General features: G+C 45.9%; 17 protein-coding genes and 1 riboswitch. Of the genes, 11 read left to right on the forward strand and 6 right to left on the reverse strand.

From position 1 onward, the window contains the following. Nucleotides 1-35: 35 nt before the first annotated feature. From psbH to moaA, 5 genes are all read left to right on the forward strand, one after another. Nucleotides 36-248: a photosystem II reaction center protein PsbH gene (psbH, locus tag Q0986_RS13550; protein WP_299411135.1), complete on the forward strand. Its 213-nt coding sequence runs from the start codon at nt 36-38 to the stop codon at nt 246-248. 182 nt (nt 249-430) lie between these two features. Beyond that, complete coding sequence (locus tag Q0986_RS13555) at nt 431-745, forward strand: TatA/E family twin arginine-targeting protein translocase (protein ID WP_299411136.1); 315 nt, start codon at nt 431-433, stop codon at nt 743-745. Next, nucleotides 746-1,366, forward strand: a complete 621-nt coding sequence (gene pth / locus Q0986_RS13560; protein ID WP_299411138.1) for an aminoacyl-tRNA hydrolase — start codon at nt 746-748, stop codon at nt 1,364-1,366. 445 nt (nt 1,367-1,811) lie between these two features. Continuing rightward, nucleotides 1,812-2,111: a ferredoxin gene (locus Q0986_RS13565; RefSeq protein WP_299411140.1), complete on the forward strand. Its 300-nt coding sequence runs from the start codon at nt 1,812-1,814 to the stop codon at nt 2,109-2,111. Nucleotides 2,112-2,237: 126 nt separating this feature from the next. Further along, complete coding sequence (gene moaA / locus Q0986_RS13570; protein WP_299411143.1) at nt 2,238-3,233, forward strand: GTP 3',8-cyclase MoaA; 996 nt, start codon at nt 2,238-2,240, stop codon at nt 3,231-3,233. A 267-nt stretch (nt 3,234-3,500) separates the two neighbouring features. Here moaA and Q0986_RS13575 read toward each other — a convergent pair whose 3' ends face one another. Continuing rightward, on the reverse strand, nt 3,501-5,228 hold the full coding sequence (locus Q0986_RS13575; protein ID WP_299411166.1) for a succinate dehydrogenase/fumarate reductase flavoprotein subunit: 1,728 nt from the start codon (nt 5,226-5,228) through the stop codon (nt 3,501-3,503). A 152-nt stretch (nt 5,229-5,380) separates the two neighbouring features. After that, a riboswitch (cobalamin riboswitch) is annotated at nt 5,381-5,561 on the forward strand. Between the two features lie 31 nt (nt 5,562-5,592). On the opposite strand from Q0986_RS13575, the gene Q0986_RS13580 reads away from it, so the two are divergent. Then, nucleotides 5,593-6,219, forward strand: coding sequence for a HupE/UreJ family protein (locus Q0986_RS13580; protein ID WP_299411145.1), 627 nt, complete (start codon nt 5,593-5,595; stop codon nt 6,217-6,219). Nucleotides 6,220-6,451: 232 nt separating this feature from the next. Here Q0986_RS13580 and Q0986_RS13585 read toward each other — a convergent pair whose 3' ends face one another. Then, entirely contained in the window at nt 6,452-6,742 is a 291-nt protein-coding gene (locus Q0986_RS13585) for a hypothetical protein (protein ID WP_299411147.1), read from the reverse strand. A gap of 1,061 nt (nt 6,743-7,803) precedes the next feature. Between Q0986_RS13585 and Q0986_RS13590 the strand changes: the two genes are divergently transcribed. Both Q0986_RS13590 and Q0986_RS13595 read left to right on the forward strand, forming a co-directional pair. Continuing rightward, nucleotides 7,804-11,886: a filamentous hemagglutinin N-terminal domain-containing protein gene (locus Q0986_RS13590; RefSeq protein WP_366918587.1), complete on the forward strand. Its 4,083-nt coding sequence runs from the start codon at nt 7,804-7,806 to the stop codon at nt 11,884-11,886. Between the two features lie 59 nt (nt 11,887-11,945). After that, nucleotides 11,946-14,612: a CHAT domain-containing protein gene (locus tag Q0986_RS13595; protein ID WP_299411150.1), complete on the forward strand. Its 2,667-nt coding sequence runs from the start codon at nt 11,946-11,948 to the stop codon at nt 14,610-14,612. Here the strand turns inward: Q0986_RS13595 and Q0986_RS13600 are convergent. The 4 genes from Q0986_RS13600 to Q0986_RS13615 all read right to left on the reverse strand — a co-directional run bounded on the left by Q0986_RS13600 (nt 14,609) and on the right by Q0986_RS13615 (nt 19,856). After that, entirely contained in the window at nt 14,609-15,391 is a 783-nt protein-coding gene (locus tag Q0986_RS13600; RefSeq protein WP_299411152.1) for a DUF928 domain-containing protein, read from the reverse strand. The two genes, Q0986_RS13595 and Q0986_RS13600, sit on opposite strands and share 4 nt — an antisense overlap. Before the next feature lie 393 nt (nt 15,392-15,784). Next, the gene (locus tag Q0986_RS13605) at nt 15,785-18,187 is read right to left on the reverse strand and encodes a CHASE2 domain-containing protein (RefSeq protein ID WP_299411154.1); all 2,403 of its coding nucleotides are present in this window, start codon (nt 18,185-18,187) and stop codon (nt 15,785-15,787) included. Between the two features lie 5 nt (nt 18,188-18,192). Beyond that, on the reverse strand, nt 18,193-19,170 hold the full coding sequence (locus Q0986_RS13610; protein WP_299411156.1) for a DUF1822 family protein: 978 nt from the start codon (nt 19,168-19,170) through the stop codon (nt 18,193-18,195). A gap of 29 nt (nt 19,171-19,199) precedes the next feature. Continuing rightward, a complete protein-coding gene (locus Q0986_RS13615) occupies nt 19,200-19,856 on the reverse strand; it encodes a hypothetical protein (protein WP_299411158.1) in 657 nt (218 codons plus the stop codon). A gap of 291 nt (nt 19,857-20,147) precedes the next feature. Between Q0986_RS13615 and Q0986_RS13620 the strand changes: the two genes are divergently transcribed. The 3 genes from Q0986_RS13620 to Q0986_RS13630 all read left to right on the forward strand — a co-directional run bounded on the left by Q0986_RS13620 (nt 20,148) and on the right by Q0986_RS13630 (nt 21,715). Next, complete coding sequence (locus tag Q0986_RS13620) at nt 20,148-20,582, forward strand: helix-turn-helix domain-containing protein (RefSeq protein WP_299411159.1); 435 nt, start codon at nt 20,148-20,150, stop codon at nt 20,580-20,582. A gap of 156 nt (nt 20,583-20,738) precedes the next feature. Beyond that, on the forward strand, nt 20,739-21,119 hold the full coding sequence (locus Q0986_RS13625; RefSeq protein ID WP_299411161.1) for a hypothetical protein: 381 nt from the start codon (nt 20,739-20,741) through the stop codon (nt 21,117-21,119). Next, nucleotides 21,098-21,715, forward strand: a complete 618-nt coding sequence (locus Q0986_RS13630; protein ID WP_299411164.1) for a hypothetical protein — start codon at nt 21,098-21,100, stop codon at nt 21,713-21,715. The genes Q0986_RS13625 and Q0986_RS13630 overlap by 22 nt, the downstream gene beginning before the upstream one ends. Nucleotides 21,716-22,182: the final 467 nt, after the last annotated feature.

Raw genomic sequence — 22,182 nt, forward strand, 5'->3', positions numbered from 1 at the left:
AAAAAATAGTGTTGTTTGTTGTGAGCCGATAAGCTATGCCAAAACAGACCTGGTGGGGAGATGTTCTCAAAGGTAATAATTCCGAAGCCGGCAAATTCGCGCCCGGCTGGGGCACAACTCCAGTAATGGCTGGTTTTGTAGTCATGATTACGTTGTTGTTGCTTATTATGCTGCAAATTTATAATTCCACTATCGTTTTAGATGGTGTGGATAATAGCTGGACCAGCCTTGGTGGGTTCGGCCAATAAGAACATCTTTTTCATGACGTTTTTCCTGTAGATGGTATCAGTTCCCCAAAACACTGATGCCAAAGTGACCCCGGTCTTCCGGGGTTTTTTATTGTCATAGATAGTACGGCTAAAAGGCGCTTCAGAGATCCATTACAATCGAAGACTAGCCCCGCTGCGATCGCACTCTGGAGGAAAACCCCATGAACGTGTTTGGTATTGGTTTGCCGGAAATGGCCTTAATTATGGTCATCGCCCTACTGGTGTTTGGCCCCAAAAAACTGCCAGAAATTGGTCGGAGTATGGGCAAAGCCCTCAAGAGCTTCCAAGAAGCCTCGAAAGAATTTGAAAATGAATTTAAAAAAGAAGCGGATCGTCTGAACGAGACCTTGACCGAAACGCCCATGGAAGCCACCTTAGAAACGCCCCAAAAGCAACCTCAACTCGAAGCCCAAGAAAGGGCTGAAGCCCCGACCGACGAAGTCGTCACTGAATCTCCAGAAGTCTCTAATTCTTAAATGACCGCTCCCCTCGTTATTCCTGAACTGATCGTCGGTTTAGGAAACCCCGGCCCGAAGTATGACCGCACACGCCATAATATTGGTTTCGCTCTGATCGATCGATTGGCCCGCCATTGGCACATTTCTCTCGCCCAGGAGCGGCGCTTCCAAGGTGAATATGGCGAAGGACTCGGGTGCCAAGGTCGGCGTGTCCGTTTGCTGAAACCTCACACCTATATGAATAACTCTGGCCAATCCATTCGAGCAGTGATTGATTGGTTCAAGCTAGAACCGGCCTCTGTTTTGGTCATCTACGATGAAATGGCCCTGCCCGTGGGTAAATTACGATTGCGACTGAAGGGATCAGCAGGGGGACATAATGGGATGCGCTCCATCATTTCCCATTTGGGTACTCCTGAAGTGCCGAGGCTACGTGTTGGCATTGGCAGTCCGCCCCCCGAAAGAGGCAAAGATACCATTTCCTTTGTGTTAGGACGCTTTGCTCCACCAGAAACCCAACTTCTCCCTGCGGTGCTTGATCTCGGTGTAGATGCGGTGGAGATGGCACTCAAGAAAGGGCTTGAACAATCTATGACCCTTTTCAATGGACGCACAGTATCCATGTCCAATTCTGAATAAACTCAAAATTCCTGAGGCAGGATTATATAAGTTGAGCCTATCGATAGGAAATTCTAATCTTTTCTAGATGACAATACTTTTTATTCCTTTCTATGAAAGGCTTTGATGGATTTTTATTCCGTTTTTGGCTCTTTTTCCTGCGAACTGCTGAAGGCTTTTTTTAGGCGCTGTAACTCTTTTCCTGCATTGCTTTTAGGGCATGAGACTTCGCTATTTTTGCTAAATCCTCTAGGTGTCTATTTGACATTAGATAAGTAAATCATGGCCTAAATGCATTTATTCATTACAAATCCCATTGGCTCAAACCCTATTTCAGCTTTATAAAGCTTAATTTTTTGCGTAGTATCAGAGAAGAAGGTTCAATCTTGAGTTTTTCTTAAATCTTGAAAACCCATTACTGAGCTTTCTGAACTGCCGTTTCCACGAATTTATTGAGGAGTACACCATGGCTACATTTAAGGTCACACTGAAAAGTGCTGCTGAAGGGCTGGACACTACTATTGAAGTCCCTGATGACGAATATATTTTGGACATAGCTGAAGAGCAAGGCATTGACCTTCCTTTCTCTTGCCGCGCTGGTGCTTGCTCCACCTGTGCTGGAAAAATCACTGCTGGTGGGGTTGATCAGTCTGATCAGTCCTTCTTGGATGATGATCAAATTGAAGCTGGCTTTGTGCTGACTTGTGTCGCTTACCCAACGTCTGACTGCACCATCGAAACTCATAAAGAAGAAGATCTCTACTAAATTCAATGCCACAGGTTGTGGTTTGTAGGTTGGGGCGTTCAATCACGCCCCAATTTTTTTTACCGATGACGCTACAGTGGAAGACACCGCGGTTAGGTATGCCTAACCCTCTAAAAGGCCGATGCAATGAATGCAGTTGACTATCTTCGGATTAGTTTGATCGATCGCTGCAATTTCCGCTGCCAATATTGTATGCCCGACACTCAGGATTGGCATTTTTTACAGCCTGCAGACGTGCTTGCGGCGACAGAATTATTAGCCTTAGTTCAAGACGTTTTTATTCCCTTAGGCTTTTCTCGCTTTCGGCTTACGGGAGGGGAACCGCTCCTTAGACCCGATATTTTAGACATTGTGCGTGGGATCGTGGCATTGCCTCAGGTTAAAGACTTGGCAATGACTACCAATGCATTTTTGCTAGAGCCGCTGGCCCAGGATTTATATCAGGCCGGATTGCGCCGCATCAATATCAGTCTGGATTCGTTGATGCCAGAGACCTTTGCCACCATCGTGGGGAGAGATTCGCAGAACCATCAACGTTGGCATAAGGTTTGGGCTGGCATCCAAAAAGCCTACCAAGTGGGGTTTAATCCACTTAAACTCAATGTTGTGATTATTCCTGGGGTGAATGATCACGAGGTATTGGATCTGGCAGCGCTGACGATTGATCGCCAGTGGCATGTGCGGTTTATTGAGTTTATGCCGATTGGAAATGGAGATTTATTTTGCGATCGCGGCTGGATACCCTCAGAGGAACTCCGAACCCGAATTCGAGATCGCTGGGGACTAACAGAAGGCCAAGTCCAAGGCAATGGCCCTGCTGATGTCTTTCAAATTCCAGGTGCCCAAGGAACCTTAGGATTTATTAGCCAGATGTCGGAATGCTTTTGCGATCGCTGTAATCGCATGCGCTTATCGGCAGATGGTTGGTTACGGCCTTGTTTGCTGAATGAAACGGGGCAGCTGGATTTGAAGACGGCGCTCAGGGATGGGGTGTCTACGGGGGTGTTGCGCGATCGTGTACAGGAATTGCTGGAACTCAAACCTGAAATTAACTATAAGGAGCGACAATCTGGCACGATGGGGGCGAACTATAGCCGCACGATGTCTCAAATTGGTGGCTAGCGGGACGCAATTGGAGCTATCTTCGTTATTCCGTTTCTAGGCCAAGAGCTTGTTTGAGAATACCGTCAGAATCGCACGTTGACGATCCAAGCTGTTCTGACCAGTCGATCTTACCCTACCCCCTCTTGAAGACAATACTAATTTCATGATCGACGTGACGTACGTCAAGCTTAACGTACGTTGATTCTGACGTATATCGGTTATCTTCAAAGAAATAGGACATCTAAAATCTTGCACCAGCCCCTTCTAGTCTTCCAATGATAGGGCTCAGTATTTTCGTTCTTGGGGTTCAAATTGCTCCAGGTTCACGGGCATATAGCGCAGTTCGATTCCCTCTGACGCAACATAAGCCAACGTATGCTTGAGAAATTGAGGATCATTGCGCTTGGGAAAATCTTCGCGGGAATGTGCCCCTCGGCTCTCTTGACGTTGCAAAGCCCCCGTCATAATCACTTCACCGACAACCATCAAATTGCGTAATTCCAACGCCTCAATAATTTCAGTATTCCAAAGCATGTCTTTATCATCGAGGCGAATCTGCTGATACTGCTGTTTATAGATTTGCAGCTGCTCTAAGCCCGCTTGGATGATGTCGGCTGTGCGAAAAACGCCACAATGTTGGCTAAGACAATCTTGGACTTGCTGGCGAATATCATGGATGCGGAAGTCGCCGGACTGAGCTAGTAAATTTTTGATCTGCTGTTGAGCGTCTTGGAGATAGTGCTGTTCATCTATATTAGGGAGGGATTGATCTTGGACGTAGGTTGCGATCGCACTTCCTGTTCGCCGACCATACACTACACATTCCAGCAACGAATTGCTGCCTAAACGATTGGCTCCGTGCACCGACACGCAAGCACATTCCCCAGCGGCAAAAAAGTTATCCACTAAACCCTCCGCACTGTTGCGGACCCGTCCATCGGTATTGACAGGAATGCCGCCCATCGAATAGTGAGCGGTGGGTCGCACTGGAATCGGCTCGGTAACAGCATCGACCCCCGCCAAACGATGGGCTTCTTCCCAGCAAAAGGGCACGCGACTCATAATCTTTTCCCGGCCCATATGGCGCAAGTCCAAGTACACAAAGGGACCGCCTGCACTGCCATCAGGATGGATGCCACGACCCTGGCGAATTTCCGTGGTAATCGCTCGGGAGGTAATATCGCGCGGCGCTAGCTCCATTTTGTTGGGAGCATAGACCGACATAAACCGATCGCCCTCACTATTAATCAGATAGGCACCTTCACCCCGCACCGCTTCGGAGATCAAAACCCCTGCTGGATATAAGCCCGTAGGATGGAACTGGACAAATTCCATGTCCTCCAAGGGCAAACCTGCCAGTGCTGTCATCGATAGCCCATCTCCGGTGGAGGCAAAGTCATTGGAGGTGGTATTGAACACTCGACCATAGCCGCCCGTGGCAAACATTACGGCTTTAGCTCGTAGAACCTGCAGCTCGCCATCCAGGAGATGATACATCACCACACCCTTGGCCCGATTGTCTTCTAGGATCAGCCGCATCACGTACCATTCGTCGTAGATGGTGATGCCGTAGCGACGAATATTGTTGTACAGCTCGTGGAGAATGGCATGCCCTGTTTTGTCAGCAGCATAGCAAGTACGGTTGTGGCTATGGCCACCAAAGGCCCGCTGGGCAATCCGGCCATCCTCTAACCGCGAAAACAAAACCCCTAAGTGCTCTAGATCAATCACAACTTCAGGTGCTTCTTGAGTGAGCAGGGCCACGGCATCCTGATCGGCTAAGTAATCAGAGCCCTTAACAGTATCGAAGGCATGGGCTTCCCAACTGTCCTGGTCATCGACATTCTTGAGAGTGGCGGCAATCCCCCCCTGGGCGGCAACAGAGTGAGACCGAATGGGATGGGTTTTGGCAATCATCGCCATATTCAGTTCAGGTGCCTGGCGAGCAATTTCCAGGGCGGCCCGGCACCCGGCCAAGCCACCCCCAACGATTACAACATCATGCTCTAACATGGCAGTTTCTTTATAGCTTTGAATACGTTCCAAATTTATCGCACATATTCTTTATGAATCCTTAGCTACAACGTTTTGTAATAGTGATATACTCGCCTCACAATCAATGATTTGGAGGGCGATTGGCTACCGATCAAGTTGCGTTTGGAGCTTGTATACAGAGAGCTAACCAATCAGTAACTGGGGAAAGTGCGGTGTAATTCCGTCGCTGTCCCGCAACTGTAAGTTGTTAATTGCGCCCTGGCGATGCGATGTCTTTTTATCGGCAACGTCATGTACCGGAAGGCTGCTAAGCAATAAGCCAGAATACCCTTGATTGCATTCTTTTTGACAATATATCTGCGAGGTACAGATGGTGAATAAGATGTTGCGTTCGTTGCGATGGACGAATAAGAGTATTCGACTGTCGCGACTCCTATTACCCCTCCTTTTACTAGCGATTGTGCTGATTCCCGTCAGTGCGCAAGCGCATTTTGACGGCAGTCATGGGTTCGGGTTTGTGCATGGCTTTACCCATCCGATTGATGGCTTAGATCATCTAGTGGCCATGGTGGCAGTCGGGCTATGGGCCACGCAAATGAATCGGCGAGCATTATGGGCTATACCATTGACGTTTTTGATGGTCATGGCGATGGGGGGCTTTCTGGGGACAACGGGGTTCGCCCTACCGTTTGTTGAACAAGGGATTGCCTATTCTGTGTTGGTGCTGGGAGTCTTGATTACAGCAGCCGTTCAGCCACCGATGGCCCAGAGTGCTGCAATTGTTACCCTATTTGCCTTGTTACATGGTTATGCACATGGCGCAGAAATGCCATCCACCGCTGGTCTATCCTATGGATTTGGGTTTATGGTCGCGACAGCACTGTTGCTTTGCAATGGTCTTGGCATAGGGCTATTTTGCCAACAGTTATTTCAACGCCATGCTCGTCTAGCCCAATTCTTTATGGGTGGAGTAGTAACCAGCTTGGGTGTGTACCTGTGCGTTGCCTAAAAGCTAGCCGTTCCTGCTATTGGTAAAAATTGAATAAGAGCCCCATCGGTTCTTCGAGTTGATTGGGCAATATATAAATGCTGTTGTGTCTAACAACGGCATTTTTTGTGCTGTTAGCAAGAAGATCACTGTGGAGAAAATTCTATTCGTTGTTTTACTGCTCTCGACGAGCTATTTACTATGGGATGGATTTACCTCTGGTTCGGTCTGGGTCAGAGGGGGACGACGGACTTTAGAATTTGGCAAGTGGGCTCATAAAAAACATCGAAACCAAGAACCCATCTGCTATTGGATTGCCATGCTCTTTTATGGTGGTTCTGCCATCTTCTCGCTCTATGCTCTTTTCTTTATCAAGTAAGGAATGCAACTTGATTAACACTGAGATTTCTGCCATCTCTTTTAGCAGCCACAACGTTTGCACCCGCCCCCTAAATCCCCCATCCTGGGGGACTTTGAGGCTATACCTAGGCTGAATGTAGAGCTTAAAACCGCTCAGATTGCTGACGTTCAGCTCTGTTGCCATACTTGTATCGATAAATCAGACAAGTCCCCCACTGGTGGGGGATTTAGGGGGCCATCAGTGGCGTTGAGACTGTGGAAAATAGGGGATGAGAGCCAAGCTTCCAAACATCCGCACCCAACTATTGGATGCACTTCATTAACTAGATAACAGTCCTATTTTTTCAGTCGCTGTGAATTGATATTATCGATATTTTTGCAAAAAATAGGCCAATTCAGCGAAAACTGCAACGAAATGATAATTTTATCGCTACCTTTAGCTTAGCAGTAACTTCAATATGTTATTCTTCCTTTCACTGAGTGCAATGTTTCAGTAAAATTTTTGCGTTAAAAGTTTTCCAATAAATAGATTTTCTACTTATAGTTGGCAACAGCTATAAGGGAGAAGATGGATGCTAGTTCATCTCTAATGGGTTTGTGTATCTTATTACTTTGCTATTGAGTTTTAGGATGTTTTTGCTATGCCATCTCTATAAGATCCAATCAGTAAGGTATCAAAGGCTATTCTGCTAAGTGCAGGCGGTGTGGCTATTTTTCGATAGTCATAGCGATTGGCTGATCATGAAAGAATATCGAGGCTGATTTCTTGTGTCAATATTTTATCGCAGCATAAAAGTTTAAGTACAACCCACACTTTTAGGTGAGTAGAGAGCTGAAAATTCAGTCACTAATTGTGTTGTTTATACAAATATTTTGCCTTACCCACAAGTCTTTAAATGAAGTACTGGCAAAGCATACATACATCTTCTATGAATCTCGTACCATTCTGCATTCGCCCCCCCAGCCCCCCAACCTTGGGGGGAGAAACCCAAAATCCAGCTTATTTCCCCCCATTCTGGGGGGAAAGAGGGGCCAGTGCAATATATTTGATGTTCTCTCTAATTTTTATGTATATCCTAGCTTTTTTCAAAGCATAGAACCTAACAACTATAAGGCTTACAGGAGTTGTGGGTAAAGCATAAGTCTTTCGAGCCAGCTCAGTGGACGGAGTGTGAGTGAAGGATTTGAGATTTCAATTTATTGTTCTTTTCTGCGTTGTTCTATTGGTAGAGGAACTCGTTAGTTATGAGATTAAACAGTTCTCAAAAACGGCAACCCCTATTTTTCGTTTTAGCGATAGTCGGTGGACTCTTTACCGTTCAAGCTAGATTGGCAACTGCCCAAAGTAATATTGTGCCGGATCAATCTTTAGGGGCGGAAAGTTCTCAGGTTGTTCCGAATGTGGGTGGTTCAACGAATGAAGAGATTCAGGGAGGGGCTAGACGAGGGGCTAATCTATTTCATAGTTTTCGGGAATTTAATATTGATGATGGGAGAGGAGCTTATTTTGCGAATCCGGCTGGGGTAAATCATATTTTTAGTCGGGTGACAGGCAATAACCTTTCTAATATTGAGGGTACGTTAGGGGTATTAGGAAATGCAGATTTATATCTGATTAATCCAAATGGGATTTTGTTTGAAATGAATGCACGTTTAAATCTTTCAGGTTCATTTTTGGCAAGTACGGCTGAGACGATTACATTTCCTGATGGCAGGGATTTTAGTACTCAGATCAACCAAGATCCCCCCTTGTTATCCATCAATGTTCCTACAGGGTTGCAATGGGGGAATCGGTCGGCTCCGGTGATGGTGAAAGAATCAAATTTGAGTGTGGAGGAAGGGCAATCTTTGGCTTTATCTGGAGGGGATGTTCAGATTGAGGATGGTCAGTTAGAAGCACCGGGGGGGCGAGTGGACTTGAGTGGGGTAGCTCCCGATAGTGTGATTAATTTTGAGAGTGATGCTGATTTTAGCATCCCAGAAGATATGGCTAAGGCGAAAGTTACTCTTACAAATAGCACTGTAAATGTTGTTTCTACTGTTGGTGGCAACATTGATATCAATGCAGAGAATGTAGACATTTTAGAAGGTAGTTCACTCCTAGCTGGATCTGATGGGATAACAGAAGCCCAGTCTGGCGATATTTCGATTAATGCTATTGATAAAGTGTTCATTAACCAGGCCAGCAACATTTCCAATAATGCTTTCGAAAAAGGTAATTCAGGTGATGTTGAAATTGAAGCACGATCTCTCATTCTGAAAGATGGAGCTTTTTTATCTGCAAGTACTTTTGGCAAAGGAGATGCAGGAACTGTAAAGGTAAAAGCTATAGATTCAGTCTTGTTCCAAGGAGAAGATTCTCAAGAACGTCCTTCTGGTGCGATTAGCGGAGCTGATTCTGGAGCCGATGGGAACGCAAGGGATGTTGCAATTGAAACCCGATCTCTCATTCTGCAAGATGGGGCTTTTCTCTCTGCAAGTACTTTAGGTAAAGGAAATGCAGGAACTGTGAAGGTAAAAGCTACGGATTCAGTCTTGTTCCAAGGAGAAAGTTCTCAAGGACGTCCTTCTAGTGCCTCTAGTGATGTTGAATTTGAAGCTCAAGGAAATGCAGGTGGTGTTGAAATTGAAGCACGATCTCTCATTCTGAAAGATGGAGCTTTTTTGTCTGCAAGTACTTTTGGCAAAGGAAATGCAGGAATTGTAAAGGTAAAAGCTACAGATTCGGTCTTGTTCCAAGGAGAAAGTTCTCAAGGATCTTCTTCTGATGCAAGCAGTCAAGTTCGTTCTGGAGCCCAAGGAGATGCAGGTGGTGTTGAAATTGAAGCACGATCTCTCATTCTGAAAGATGGAGCTTTTTTATCTGCAAGTACTTTTGGCAAAGGAGATGCAGGAATTGTAAAGGTAAAAGCTACAGATTCAGTCTTGTTCCAAGGAGAAAATTTTCAAGGACGTCCTTCTAGTGCCACTAGTGATATTAGCTTGGAAGACGTTGGGAATGCAGGTGGTGTTGCTTTGGAACCCCAAGGAGATGCAGGTGGTGTGGAAATTGAAACTCGATCTCTCATTCTGAAAGATGGAGCTTTTTTATCTGCAAGTACTTTTGGCAAAGGAAATGCAGGAATTGTAAAGGTAAAAGCTACGGACTCAGTCTTATTCCAAGGAGAAAGAACTCAAGGACTTCCTTCTCTTGCAATCAGCCAAGTTGCATTTGAAGCCCAAGGGGATGCAGGTGGTGTGGAAATTGAAACTCGATCTCTCATTCTGAAAGATGGAGCTGCTTTATCCGCAAGTACTCTTGGTAAAGGGAATGCGGGAACTGTAAAGGTAAAAGCTGCGGACTCAGTCTTATTCCAAGGAGAAACTTCTCAGGGACGTCCTTCGTCTGCAATCAGCCAAGTTGCATTTGAAGCCCAAGGGGATGCAGGTGGTGTGGAAATTGAAACTCGATCTCTCATTCTGAAAGATGGAGCTTTTCTATCTTCAGGGACTAGTGGCCAAGGGGATGCAGGAACCGTAAAGGTAAAAGCTACAGATTCAGTCTTGTTCCAAGGAGAAAGTTCTCAAGGCAGCCCTTCGTTTGCAATCAGCGAAGCTGATTCTGAAGCCCAAGGGGATGCAGGTGGCGTGGAAATTGAAACTCAATCTCTCATTCTGAAAGATGGAGCTGCTTTATCCGCAAGTACTCTTGGTGAAGGGGATGCAGGAACTGTAAAGGTAAAGGCTACAGATTCAGTCTTGTTCCAAGGAGAAAGTTCTCAAGGATTACCTTCTGCTGCTAGCAGCCAAGTGGGTTCTGAAGCCCAAGGGAATGCAGGTGGTATTGAAATTGAAACTCGATCTCTCATTCTGAAAAATGGAGCTTTTCTATCTTCAGGGACTCGTGGCCAAGGAAATGCAGGAACCGTAAAGGTAAAGGCTACAGATTCAGTCTTGTTCCAAGGAGAAAGTTCTCAAGGATTACCTTCTGCTGCTAGCAGCCAGGTGGAGTTTGAAGGCCAAGGGAATGCAGGTGGTATTGAAATTGAAACTCGATCTCTCATTCTGAAAAATGGAGCTGCTTTATCTGCAAGTACTCTTGGCAAAGGTGATGCAGGAACAATACAGGTAAAAGCTACGGATTCAGTCTCAATCGAAGGAGAAAGTTCTCAGGGCGGCCCTTCGTTTGCAATCAGCCAAGTGGGTTCTGAAGCCCAGGGAAATGCAGGAGATATTGAAATTGAAACCCGATCCCTCATTCTGCAAAATGGAGCTACTATATCCGCAGGTACTTTTACTGAAGAGGATGCAGGCAATATTTTTGTCAGAGCTGACATCCTTTCTTTGACCGATGGCAGCCAAATCAGATCTAACACTGAGAATGCTGGTGCAGCAGGTAATATTATCGTTCAAATCTATGATTTACTCAGTCTTTCTGGGAAAAATACGAGTATATTAGCTAACACTGCCGTCAATTCAACAGGTAATGGAGGAAGCATCTTCATCGATCCGATAAATGTAGTGATTGAAAATGGTGCTCAGATTGCTGTAAATAGTCAAGGGATTGGACAGGGAGGAGATCTCAGGCTGATTTCAGGTTCGCTTACCTTGGATAACGGCACTATATCTGCTGAAACTGCTAGCAATTTAGGAGGAAATATTGAGCTAGATATCGATAATCTATTGCTCTTGCGCAACAACAGCTTAATATCAGCGACTGCTGGAACAAATCAGGCTGGTGGAGATGGAGGAAGCCTTGATATTGATACTGCCCTTTTAGTAGCTTTCCCTCAAGAAAATAGCGATATCACTGCTAATGCTTTTGAAGGGAAAGGCGGCAATATTCAGATTACTGCTCAAGGTGTTTTTGGTATTGAGTTTCGTGATCAGCTCACCCCCAATAGTGATATAGCCGCCAGTTCAAATTTTGGTACAGATGGCACCGTTCAGCTCGATACTTCTCTAGATCCATCCAGTGGACTAGTACAGTTGCCAGTGCAACCCCCTCAGCCTCAACAGGTGGCTCAGACCTGTAAACCCAGCGGCTCTAGTGCCCAAAGTGAATTCGTCCATACAGGACGTGGAGGTATACCCCCCACGAGCCAGCAAGTTTTGAACCAACGCAATATTGACGTAGGTTGGGTCAGTCTTGACGCTAAAAACAATAAAGAGCATCAGAATCCATCGGTGTCTAATCCTCAATCTCCAATTACCAGTGACAAGCCACCAACACCTCAACTTGTCGAGGCTCAAGGATGGACAACAACTCAAGACGGCAAAATTAGGCTGACCGCTTCTACAACCAACACACCTCGCCATCTAGCTCAGCGCATTTGTCCTCGTTCATAAACGGATCGAGGGCTTGGAGTTAGAAATTGGCTTATTTCCGTAGGGATTGTTGAAAACATATGGCTAAGCGACACACTGGTTTTCTCAATACACTCCGATTAGGCTTGAAAAGGCTTTCTGTCCGGTGGCCGTTAGGACCGTTCTTACTGATATTGGTCAGCGCAGCATTCTGTACAGTACTGATACCCGCAATCATTCCCCCAGCTACAGCCAAGCCTGTCCTTATCCAAAGCGTTGCAAGCACCAACAGCCTAGTTCAACAAGGTCGCCAGTTATATCAGGCAGGGAACTATGCCAACGCCATTACCATCTTGCAGCAGGCACTCAACTCGCCAGATGCTCAAGATAATCTCAATCAAGCCATTATTTGGAGTAATCTTTCCCTATCCCATCAACAACTTGGGCAATGGCAAGAGGCAAAGGACGCCGTTAATCAAAGCCTAACAACTTTGGCCAGTCGTCCAGCTCTATCTGTAGCTGGAACGAATTATCAGCGTATCTTAGCGCAGGCATTGAGTGTTCAAGGCCGGATATTTTTTGCCCAAGGGCAGTCGCAAGCAGCCCTCGAATCCTGGCAACAGACTGCCGAGATATACAGTCAGCTCAACGATCCGACTGGACGGATTCGCAGCCATATTCACCAATCGGAGGCATTTCTGGATTTGGGTAAAAGTCGCCAAGCCCTCAAAATACTCCAACAAGTCGAACCAGAGATGACCCCAGATATCTCGCCTGTGCTCCAAGCCTCTTGGCTTCATAGCTTAGGCAATATCCATCGGGCCATGGGCGATCTCGATATCTCTCAAGATGTATTGCAGCAAAGTTGGGCAATGGCTAAAACAGCAAACGCTGATTCACTGCTGGGAGAGATCCATCTGGCGATGGGTGATACAGCCCGAGCCCAACAGGAGTGGGAAACAGCTTTGGCCTATTATCAGCAGGCAGAGAACTCTCCCGCTAGCCTCACTCAAATGCAAGCCAGGATACAGCAGTTCAGCCTGCTACTGGCCATGGGCAAACCGTCGTCTGCCCAATCTCTCTTATCACCGATTCAAACTCAAATCAGCACGTTACCCCCCAATAAAACGCGGCTGTATGCTCAACTTGTCCTGGCCCAACACTTAATCGATACCGATTTAGTCTCAGCCCCGACCTTGGCTCAACGTTTAACTCAATCCCTTTCTGAAGCAAGAAATTTCCAAGATCTTCGAGCCGAAAGTTCTGCTTTAGGACTTCTGGGGCAACTGTATGAAACGACTGAACAACCTTCAGAATCCCTGAAACTAACACAACAAGCAATTTCCCTGGCTCAACAGATTGCTGCACCGGACTTAGCTTATCGTTGGCAGTGGCAGTTGGGGCGTTTACGGTATCACCAGGGCGATCGCAGTGGTGCAATTTCCGCCTACACAGAAGCAACCAACCAGTTGCAAACCTTGCGGAAAGATTTAGTGGCCATCAACACCGATGCTTCTTTTTCCTTCCGAGAGGAAGTTGAACCCGTCTACCGAGAATTAGTGGATCTGTTGCTCCAAGACCCAGCGGAGGATGCTGCCAATCAAGCGAACCTACAAAAAGCGCGCTTGACCATTGAATCACTCCAGTTAGCAGAGCTAGATAATTATTTTCGAGAAGCCTGTTTAGATCCCTTACAAGACGTAGACACCATTGAGGACACCGCAGCGGTCGTTTACCCGATTATCCTCAAGGATCGCCTGGAAGTTGTACTCTCTCTCCCCAACCTGAATCCGACTGGCCCGCAGTCAGAGCAACCCCAGCGAACATTTCGGCATTATGCGACTGCCATTTCCCCCAAAGAGCTGGAACAAACGGTAGAACAACTTCAAAACAAGCTGGTTTTGCCTTATGTCTCCGAGCAAAAAGAAATTCAGCCCTTAGCCCAAGACCTCTACCGCTGGTTAATCCAGCCTGCTGAACCAGCCCTTATAGACCATGATATTCACACCTTAGTCTTCGTTCCTGATGGGCCGTTCCGACGAATTCCGATGGCAACGCTCCATGATGGCCAGCAGTATTTGGTCGAAAAATACAATATTGCGATCACCCCTGGTTTACGCCTCTTTGAAACAGAGGCTCAGGATAACAAGCGATTGAAATCGTTAATTGCGGGCGTCACGCAATCCGTATCCATCCCCGATAAAAAACTAAATTTTCCTGAATTACCCAACGTCAAGACCGAGATCAAACAGATTCAGGCCAAAGTTCCCAGTCAAGTGCTGCTGGATCAACAATTTACGAGCACCAATCTCGATCAAAAGGTACAGCAATCGCCCGTACCTGTCGTTCATATTGCCACCCATGGCCAATTTAGTTCTAAAGCAGAAGACACCTTTATTGTGGCGTGGGGCAAGTTAATCAATGTCAATGAAATCGATGACTTACTCCGCACAAGAGATCTGAGCAGCCCTCAAGCTCTAGACTTACTAGTGCTTAGCGCTTGCGAAACTGCCGAAGGCGATCAACGAGCGGCGCTAGGGATTGCAGGCGTAGCGGTCAGAGCTGGAGCCCGCAGCACCCTGGCCTCTTTGTGGCTAGTCGATGATGAATCTACCCCACAGTTGATGGGTGAGTTCTACGACGGCTTACTGGCAGGCGCGAGTAAAGCTGAGGCCCTCAGCCTTGCCCAAAGACAATTTATTCATAGCAAACGCTATCATCATCCTCGGTATTGGGCGTCATTTATCCTCTTGGGCAATTGGCTTTAGTGGGGCTGAACACAACAGGGCGCAAACGGTGCATCCATCAGCTTGGGTAATTGGATATCCTGCATCAGGGTACGCCAGTCTTGCTGCAATTGCGGATCATTAGGCGTCTGGCGGTACAGGTAAGCCAGCTGAGTTAAGGCATCGTACCAAATGCCTGCTGCCCCATACAGTCGCACCTGTTCTCTGGAAGATTGATTGGCCAGTTGACGGGCTAAATTAGGCCGAGACACCCGCTTGATATAACCAAAAACAAATTGTGCCGGTATTTTTGACTGGCAGTACAGCAGAAAGTGCCAGCGGTAACTTTGGTTTTCCTGTAACTGAATCTGAGCGGGGAGAGGGAGAGATAAAACTCCTGCCTCCATCTGTTTGCCCGTAATTTTAGTTCGATAGGTATAATTATCGCTCGCATCTTTGAGCACAAACTCCAACACTCCTTCGGGTGCCAACTGGAAGGGTAGATAAAACCAGAAAGTGGGATTGGCATTGGTCGTAAGTCCTCCCACAACAGGCTCAGTTCCTTTTGAGTAGAGCGGGACCAATGCCGTTAGTCGAGCTGTGTTTTGGACAGTAGAGGTCGAACAATTGCGGCTGCCTGCAGATTCCCGTCCACCGGGTTTGCCATAATCGGTCGGGGGGGGTGGAGCAGCAAAAATAGAACTGGCTGATAGCCGATCTATGGTGGTCGATGGAGTGGAGTTTGAGGGAGTTGTTTGGGCGATGCCAGGGGGGGACGGCAATACGGCCAATATCCCAATAATAATTAGCGGGCTAGCCAATCTGTTTCGATATATGTTCATCATTCTTGCGTCACTCTCCTAACAGACCTATGCCTTACCCACAAGTCTTTAAATGAAGTGCTGGCAAAGCGTACACGTATCTTCTGTGGACCTCGCAGCGTTCTGCATTCGCCCCCTAAATCCCCCACCAGTGGGGGACTTCACCTGTTTTCTCATATAAATATTCAAAATTAGATTTGAGAGAAAAATGTTGGAGCTTTTTGGCTTTATGATTCAGCCCAGGTATAGGCTCAAAGTCCCCCAGAATGGGGGATTTAGGGGGCCGCGAGAGGCTTTGCTGCGTAAACAAATATTTGTTGCTTTTTAGCTTGTTTGAAAGCATAGAACCTAACTGTCATAAGACTTACAAGAGTTGTGGGTAAAGCATAGCTCCTAACGGATACTCCTCGTTCTTTTAGCAGCTAAAACGAGGAGCAATAGGGCACTCAATCCCATTCCTGCTAGCCCCAGAACAATAGGAACTAGAGGAACCCATAGTCCCTGAATCAAGAACAGCCAGCATAGGTAATACAGTCCACCCCCCAGCACGAGTCCAATCCCCATAATTTTAAGGAGATGTGACCCCAAGACCCAAAACAGCAAACCACTACTGATCAACCATCCCCAAATCCATATCGTTTCTACCCACAGCGGCCAGACGGTGAGTAAGGGTCTTTCCCCCAGGGCTGCACTGATCAGTTGGCTGGTCATTTCTGCCTGAATCATCACGCCGGGGTAAGCGTCCTGAAGACTCAACGGTGTCGTATGCAAATCGCCAAAACTTTTGGCTGAAACCCCAATCAAAACGATCCTATTTTTTACACGTTGGGGATTGAGTTGGCCTTGAAGTACGTCTTGTAAGGTTACATGCTCAAAATTACTTTGTGATGGCGAACGGGGCATGCGGTAGTTAATCAGGGTTTGGTAACCCCAAGCATCAACTTTGTGATAGCCACCCTGACGAGCATCAACGCGCGGGTAGGTGGATGGCGGGTTGGGCACTCGGGGCACAATGGCGGAGCCTAATTGCAGTTCATTCTGTTCGGTGTAGCTGACTGCAATCCCTTGCTGCTCCAGGAAATGAAACGCCAACTGAGCACTCAAAGCATATTGGGTTTGACACTGAGAGGCTGTGGGCGGTCCCATCACCAGCAGCGCCCGCCGCAAAACATTATCTGGATCTAACACTACATCGCTAAATCCTTGGCGATCAACCGATACCACTGGCGGGGGAGCAATATCAGGATGATTGGTATCACTGGCATCTTCTACCTGGCAAATGCCAAAGAAGTTGGAGCGTTGGAGATGCTTGACCAACTTGGGCGACGCTGATTTTGCGGTTTGTGGACGAAAGACATCCAAGCCCACACTCCGGGGTTGATGCTGGGCTAATTGATCGAGTAGCTGGACCAGCTGTGAGTCTGGGAGTGAATCAGCCCCTGATTTCTGAGCAGGGCGTTCCTTCAAGTCAGCTTCTGAGACCGTAACGATCAAAATCCGATCATCGGGATGGTCAACGGGGCGTTTCTGCATCAGGTGGTCGTAGGCCCTCAGCTCCCAAGTCTGAAGGAGGCCCAGATGGCGGATCCCTAGTAGTAAAAGAGTGGATGCGAGGGTTATTCCTAGGCCTGCGATCGCAGACGGCATTGAAATCCCACGGATCGGTCGAAACCGCGTTGGCAAGCCTTGCCGTCCCAGTTGTTGCCAGGTAAGGGGAGCAGTTGCAGAATGTTGACACAGCACAGGCAACCAGGTGGCACAAGGATATTGATCCTCCATCCCTTCAAGCCGTTGGCGCGCTTCTTTCACCGCGGCCACAAGGGATGGCCCCGTCATAAATCGCTCGATCAAAGCCTGGAAAAAGGACTGGGCAACGGGGTCGGGGACAATCTCTCGCATAACGATGATCTGCGGGATATTGAGTTCTGCCAAGGTAGCGGCTAATCCCAACCCTTCACAGGAATTAAAAATGGCCAGTTGCAGCCCGGTCCGTTTGAGGGTCTGCTTGAGTTGATGGAGATCAATCCTTTCGCTGTTATTGATCTGAATTTGACCCGTGGCCGTCTGGGGATCGGTGGAGCTATGCCCAGCAAAGAAAAGAATATCCCACCCCGATTGATCCCATAAATGCTCAGTCAGCTGGCGACGAGTCGGTGCATCTAGAAAGGTAATGTCTGTACCTGGCAAGTTCGCCATAATATGGCGTTCAGCCTCTAATTCCAGGTCAGGCGGATGGCCAAAAATGGCTAGGATGCGGACCGTCCCTCCGGTGGTGGGGCGATGCTGAGCGACAGCATCATATTCAGGGGCACCCAAAACAAATTCAGCTTTGGGATAGGTTTCAAACAAGTCCCATACATGCCAGGGAAGCTGTTTGAGCGACAGATCATCGGTTTCCAGAAGAATCAGGATTTCGTCGTTGACATCCAAAGTTTGGCAAATCTTCAAGTAAATCGGCTGGAACGCGTCTGAGTGTAGCCAGCGATTGAGTTGATCTTTGATTGTGGTACACAGTTCGCGAAATTCTACCTGGGAAAAGTTAGTGAGTCCTTGCGTTGCGATCGCAAGCTGCCGAGTCGGTTGGAGCGGATTGGGGTTAACGCCCTGCATTTGGTAGAAGGCTCTGTAAAACAGTTGCCATCGGTGACACAGCTCATCCAGCTCTGGATTGGGGGGTAAACTTCCTCGACATTGAATCGCCAGCTGTCCATTAGGTTCTAGCAATTGGGCTGTGATCTGAGAACAGCCCTTTGATAGAGAGCCAGAACCAAGGTTGATAACAACACGTTGAACCATGGGCCTTAAAAAACAAAGTTTTCCGTAATGCAGATCTCGTCTAGGACGATTTGCAGACGGAAGCGATCGCCCCTTTGTCCCGAAAACTGCTTGAGTTGAATAAAGTTATCTTGACCTCTCGACCACACTTCTTGCAGGACTTCTCCAGATTCTGCCAACATCTTGAGCTGGAGTTGAGCCGGTAAATGTGGGTCATGGACCGGATAGGCTTGGACCAGAGCACTTACCGTTTGGTTAGAGCTGGGAGCAAGCGTCAGCACCAACATGATCGTTCGGTCTCCTAACTGCAGGCCCAAATCAATTAGCTTTGCTTTTTGCACCTGATTGGAGAAGGGTTGGGGTGGGTTACAAGGGCTCTCTTGCTGCCCTGCTTGACTTCTAACTGCCACGAGTGAATGGCCCGGCAATAGTGTATCCAAGGCCTGCCAACCCGCACTAGCGACTCCTTCAAGCCACTGACTGAGTTCAACCATTGATGCAGGATGGAATGGCGTCAGTTGATCAGCTGCGATCGATTGTCTCAAGGCAGAAAGATAATCGGGGAAACTTTCCAGCGATCGTAGGCTAGAGAGGGGGATCTGGGCAAGAGATTTTGAAGTAAATCCCAGAATTTCAGCCTGTTTTAAGGACTGAGTGAACTGGATAGCCAGATAAGCAATCCTATCGTCTCTCACTTCTGAAGGGATCTCTAATACATCCATCTCAGGAAGGACAGGACGGCATTCCAACTTCCCGAGGCTGGGTACCACTAAATCTGCCACATCCAAAAAGTGAAGGTTAATCGAATTACGACTATCACTGGCTGATGGATCTGGGAAATAGCCCAGACAACGTAGGTAAAAATCTCCTGCATAGACGGCTAGGGAATTGAGATACGCTTGTTTCGCTTTTGGGACGGTGGTTTGTTGGGTTCGGTAATGCTGGGCTAAGGAATGGGCTTCCCAGGATAGCGGTACCGTAAAGGTTAGGGACGGGGTACTCATGGGTGTTCTCGGTAATGGGTGGAGTTGAGCTATAGGTATTTGTGGAAATAGGGCATTAGCTTTTGCAGACGACGGTTAAAAAAACTGTGCAGCGTCGGCAGGGGAATCTTAAATTGCTCACTCAAGCTATCCCACGTCAGATCGTCAACATACTTGGCAAGCGCAATCTTTTGGAAAGTAATGTCAGTGTGGTTTTGTAGGTGTTCTTCTTGCAGTCGTCCTTCTGGATCCTCTTTAAGAAACTGCCGTAATTTTTCCACTTCAGTAGAGGGATGTAGATCGGATACCGGAGAGTTCAGATCATCTAAAGAGAGGATGGTCATATCATTCTTCAAGGCTTGCGGCAGATATGTAATTCCTCGGCGCTGTACATCTTTTTCGACATCTATAAAGGTTTTACTTAATACAAAGTTCACCCAAGCCATGACTGGATGAACTGGATTGTATTGATCAATCTTGGTGCAGATTTTGAGCAAGGTTTTTTGCAGTGCTTCGTTGTAGAGATCTTGATAAATTCCTTGGGGGTATTTACCTGTATGGGGATGGCCCAACTTACCTGAATGCAGAATATTGTTAACCAGATAATTGAGATTTCTTTGGCGCTCAGCACTTTGAGGGGGAGCGTTCTGAACGTTTAATGCAAGCTGGCGAAGCTGTTCATCACCCATAAAATCTTGATTCACCATTGCTATATATTGCTTACTATTTTTGTTTCCTCTGGAGACGAGGCCAATTCTGCATCTTGTTACGAAAGTTTATGAGTTTAAAGTTTATGGGCTTTGACTAATGATCACAAAGCAGAGTTTGTAACTCTTTATTAAGAGTGCAGAATTTTAGTACTTGCACTTCAGAAACCTCACTGAGAAAGAGAGATATGCCTGATAACTCATGCAACACAATATTTTGGTTTGCTGATATTGATTCTGCCAAAAAATTCATCTCTCCATTTCATCAACAATGAGCAAGGAGGACAAACTGTGGAGCATTATGGACAGTGTTTAACATCTTCCCAACATAAGTTTCTACTTGAGAGTCTAGAAACAGATTTGCGATCTGAGTATCAGCGTCGAATTGAAATTATGTTGTTAGCAGATCAAGGGAAATCACAAGCCCAAATTTGTGATGAGCTAGGGTGTTCTCAAGAAACGGCACGACATTGGATAACGATGGCCCGAATGGGACAAGCTCACCAATGGAATAAGCAGCCAATGGGTCGCCCGAAAGTGATAAATGAAGAATATCTTCATTGCTTAAGAAAGCTAGCAAGCCAAAGTCCGCGTACTTTTGGATACCCGTTTCAGCACTGGACAGGACATTGGCTGAGTAAGCATTTGGAAAAAGAATCAGGGATTAAAATTTCTGCTTGCCATGTCAATCGTTTATTGAAATCTCAAGGGATTTCTAAACGCTGAGTAATCTAATGATGTTTTTGCCAAGGCTTCAAAAAGGTTAATGATATTTTATTGCTCTTTAAAACGATCATAGAGACTTTTAAAAATACATCACTCTAGCTTAGCAATACTCTCAGAGTCCCAGAATATAAGTGTCAATCCTCTCTATAGATCTGGATGACAACTCCTCTTTATTGGCTTGTACTAATTAGATTGAAAGCTGTGAAAAGCAATACTCAACCAGAACAATTCAATCCAGAACTAAAAAGCGATCTAGTTCTTAAGAGTTCTAGACACTCTTCATTCACTCGAAGTAGGCAATCTATTGCCAAAGTACTAAAGTTCTCTAGCAGTATATGTGCTGTGGCTGGTGGTGTGATCGTGTCATCAAATATTCCTGAGAGCAAATATGGATTTATCTTGCTGGCATTAAGTTCTAGCCAAATATTTATGTCTAGCTCTATTGAAGGAGAGAAGAGTTTGATGATTTATTCAGCTTCACTTTTTATCTTTGTTGATTGTCTAGGTATTTATAGATGGCTAATTCAAGTGAGATAAGTAAAACAGAACTAGTAGAATATATAAACTTTTCATCAAAATCTGTTCAACAAAATTGTCACCAGAAAGAACCTCTATATAATTGTCTGACTGTTGATATAGATATTGAAAAAATGAATATGGATGATGCATACCATCTCTTTGTTAAAGATGAGGCAGTTGATATTCCATTTGCTGTTTGGTTATTGGAAAATCCTGATAGCCCGATCTCATTCCCAGGAAGTATTTATTTGAATTCTCATGATTATATTCATCTGATGCTGAATCGTGGAATGTCTCTATTTGATGAAGCATTTGTTGTTGGATATACGATGGGAAATTGTGATGCAATAAACAATCACTATATTCAGCTTTATAAGTTGGCTTCTACCTGCTTATATCCTAAGAAATATAAGTTTAGGAGTAAGCATATGCTAGCTTTTGACATTGGGTTTATGTATGGCCAAAAAATTCCAACCAAAAATATACATCTATTTAATTTCTGTGAATTCAAGAGTAAATCCATTAAAGAGGTTCGATCCTATCTAGGAATTAGTATCTTTGAAGTACGCCATTTATGGAAAGCTGAGCAAGTTTTGGTCTCCTCCAGTGACTAAACTTGATGGTAATCCTAGTCTCAGAATAATGCATTTTATTTATGAATAAACCTTTCAACGGCTTTATTCCTATTATTGATACTCTTCAGTAATAGTTTATTTTACATTAAATCAAAACACTCTCTATTGCTTATTATTTTCTAAGTTTTTTTAGAAAAAAGGTTTTTCATTGAGTTAATTCTAGTAGTTCAGCTCATAAATTAGCTCTTAGGATACACAATCAAGAAAACATAAATGCTGTATTTATGCCTAATTTATAACTAAAAAACACTTGCTTTTCTTTATCTAAACCCAAATAATTTCAATATAAGTTTTATCCTGTATCATGAGGTAAAAAATGTCAGGCACTAATAATTTCAAGCTTAATCCAGATAGATCAGAAAATGGTGTCTGAGGTGGCAAAGGTCTGAAAAGCTTATACTTCAGTGACTATGAGCGTAGCGGATTAGCCATGACTGAAAAACAAG

The organism is Acaryochloris sp. IP29b_bin.148, assembly GCF_028285565.1.
Classification (GTDB): Bacteria; Cyanobacteriota; Cyanobacteriia; order Thermosynechococcales; family Thermosynechococcaceae; genus Acaryochloris.

Bases quoted from the DNA above. Each gene is read 5' to 3' on its own strand.
- Q0986_RS13575 (WP_299411166.1), bottom strand. From the start codon at position 5,228: ATGTTAGAGCATGATGTTGTAATCGTTGGGGGTGGCTTGGCCGGGTGC.
- pth (WP_299411138.1), top strand. From the start codon at position 746: ATGACCGCTCCCCTCGTTATTCCTGAACTGATCGTCGGTTTAGGAAAC.
- Q0986_RS13625 (WP_299411161.1), top strand. From the start codon at position 20,739: ATGACAACTCCTCTTTATTGGCTTGTACTAATTAGATTGAAAGCTGTG.
- Q0986_RS13595 (WP_299411150.1), top strand. From the start codon at position 11,946: ATGGCTAAGCGACACACTGGTTTTCTCAATACACTCCGATTAGGCTTG.
- Q0986_RS13610 (WP_299411156.1), bottom strand. From the start codon at position 19,170: ATGAGTACCCCGTCCCTAACCTTTACGGTACCGCTATCCTGGGAAGCC.
- psbH (WP_299411135.1), top strand. From the start codon at position 36: ATGCCAAAACAGACCTGGTGGGGAGATGTTCTCAAAGGTAATAATTCC.
- Q0986_RS13630 (WP_299411164.1), top strand. From the start codon at position 21,098: ATGGCTAATTCAAGTGAGATAAGTAAAACAGAACTAGTAGAATATATA.
- moaA (WP_299411143.1), top strand. From the start codon at position 2,238: ATGAATGCAGTTGACTATCTTCGGATTAGTTTGATCGATCGCTGCAAT.
- Q0986_RS13585 (WP_299411147.1), bottom strand. From the start codon at position 6,742: ATGGCAACAGAGCTGAACGTCAGCAATCTGAGCGGTTTTAAGCTCTAC.
- Q0986_RS13555 (WP_299411136.1), top strand. From the start codon at position 431: ATGAACGTGTTTGGTATTGGTTTGCCGGAAATGGCCTTAATTATGGTC.
- Q0986_RS13590 (WP_366918587.1), top strand. From the start codon at position 7,804: ATGAGATTAAACAGTTCTCAAAAACGGCAACCCCTATTTTTCGTTTTA.
- Q0986_RS13580 (WP_299411145.1), top strand. From the start codon at position 5,593: ATGTTGCGTTCGTTGCGATGGACGAATAAGAGTATTCGACTGTCGCGA.
- Q0986_RS13615 (WP_299411158.1), bottom strand. From the start codon at position 19,856: ATGGTGAATCAAGATTTTATGGGTGATGAACAGCTTCGCCAGCTTGCA.
- Q0986_RS13605 (WP_299411154.1), bottom strand. From the start codon at position 18,187: ATGGTTCAACGTGTTGTTATCAACCTTGGTTCTGGCTCTCTATCAAAG.
- Q0986_RS13565 (WP_299411140.1), top strand. From the start codon at position 1,812: ATGGCTACATTTAAGGTCACACTGAAAAGTGCTGCTGAAGGGCTGGAC.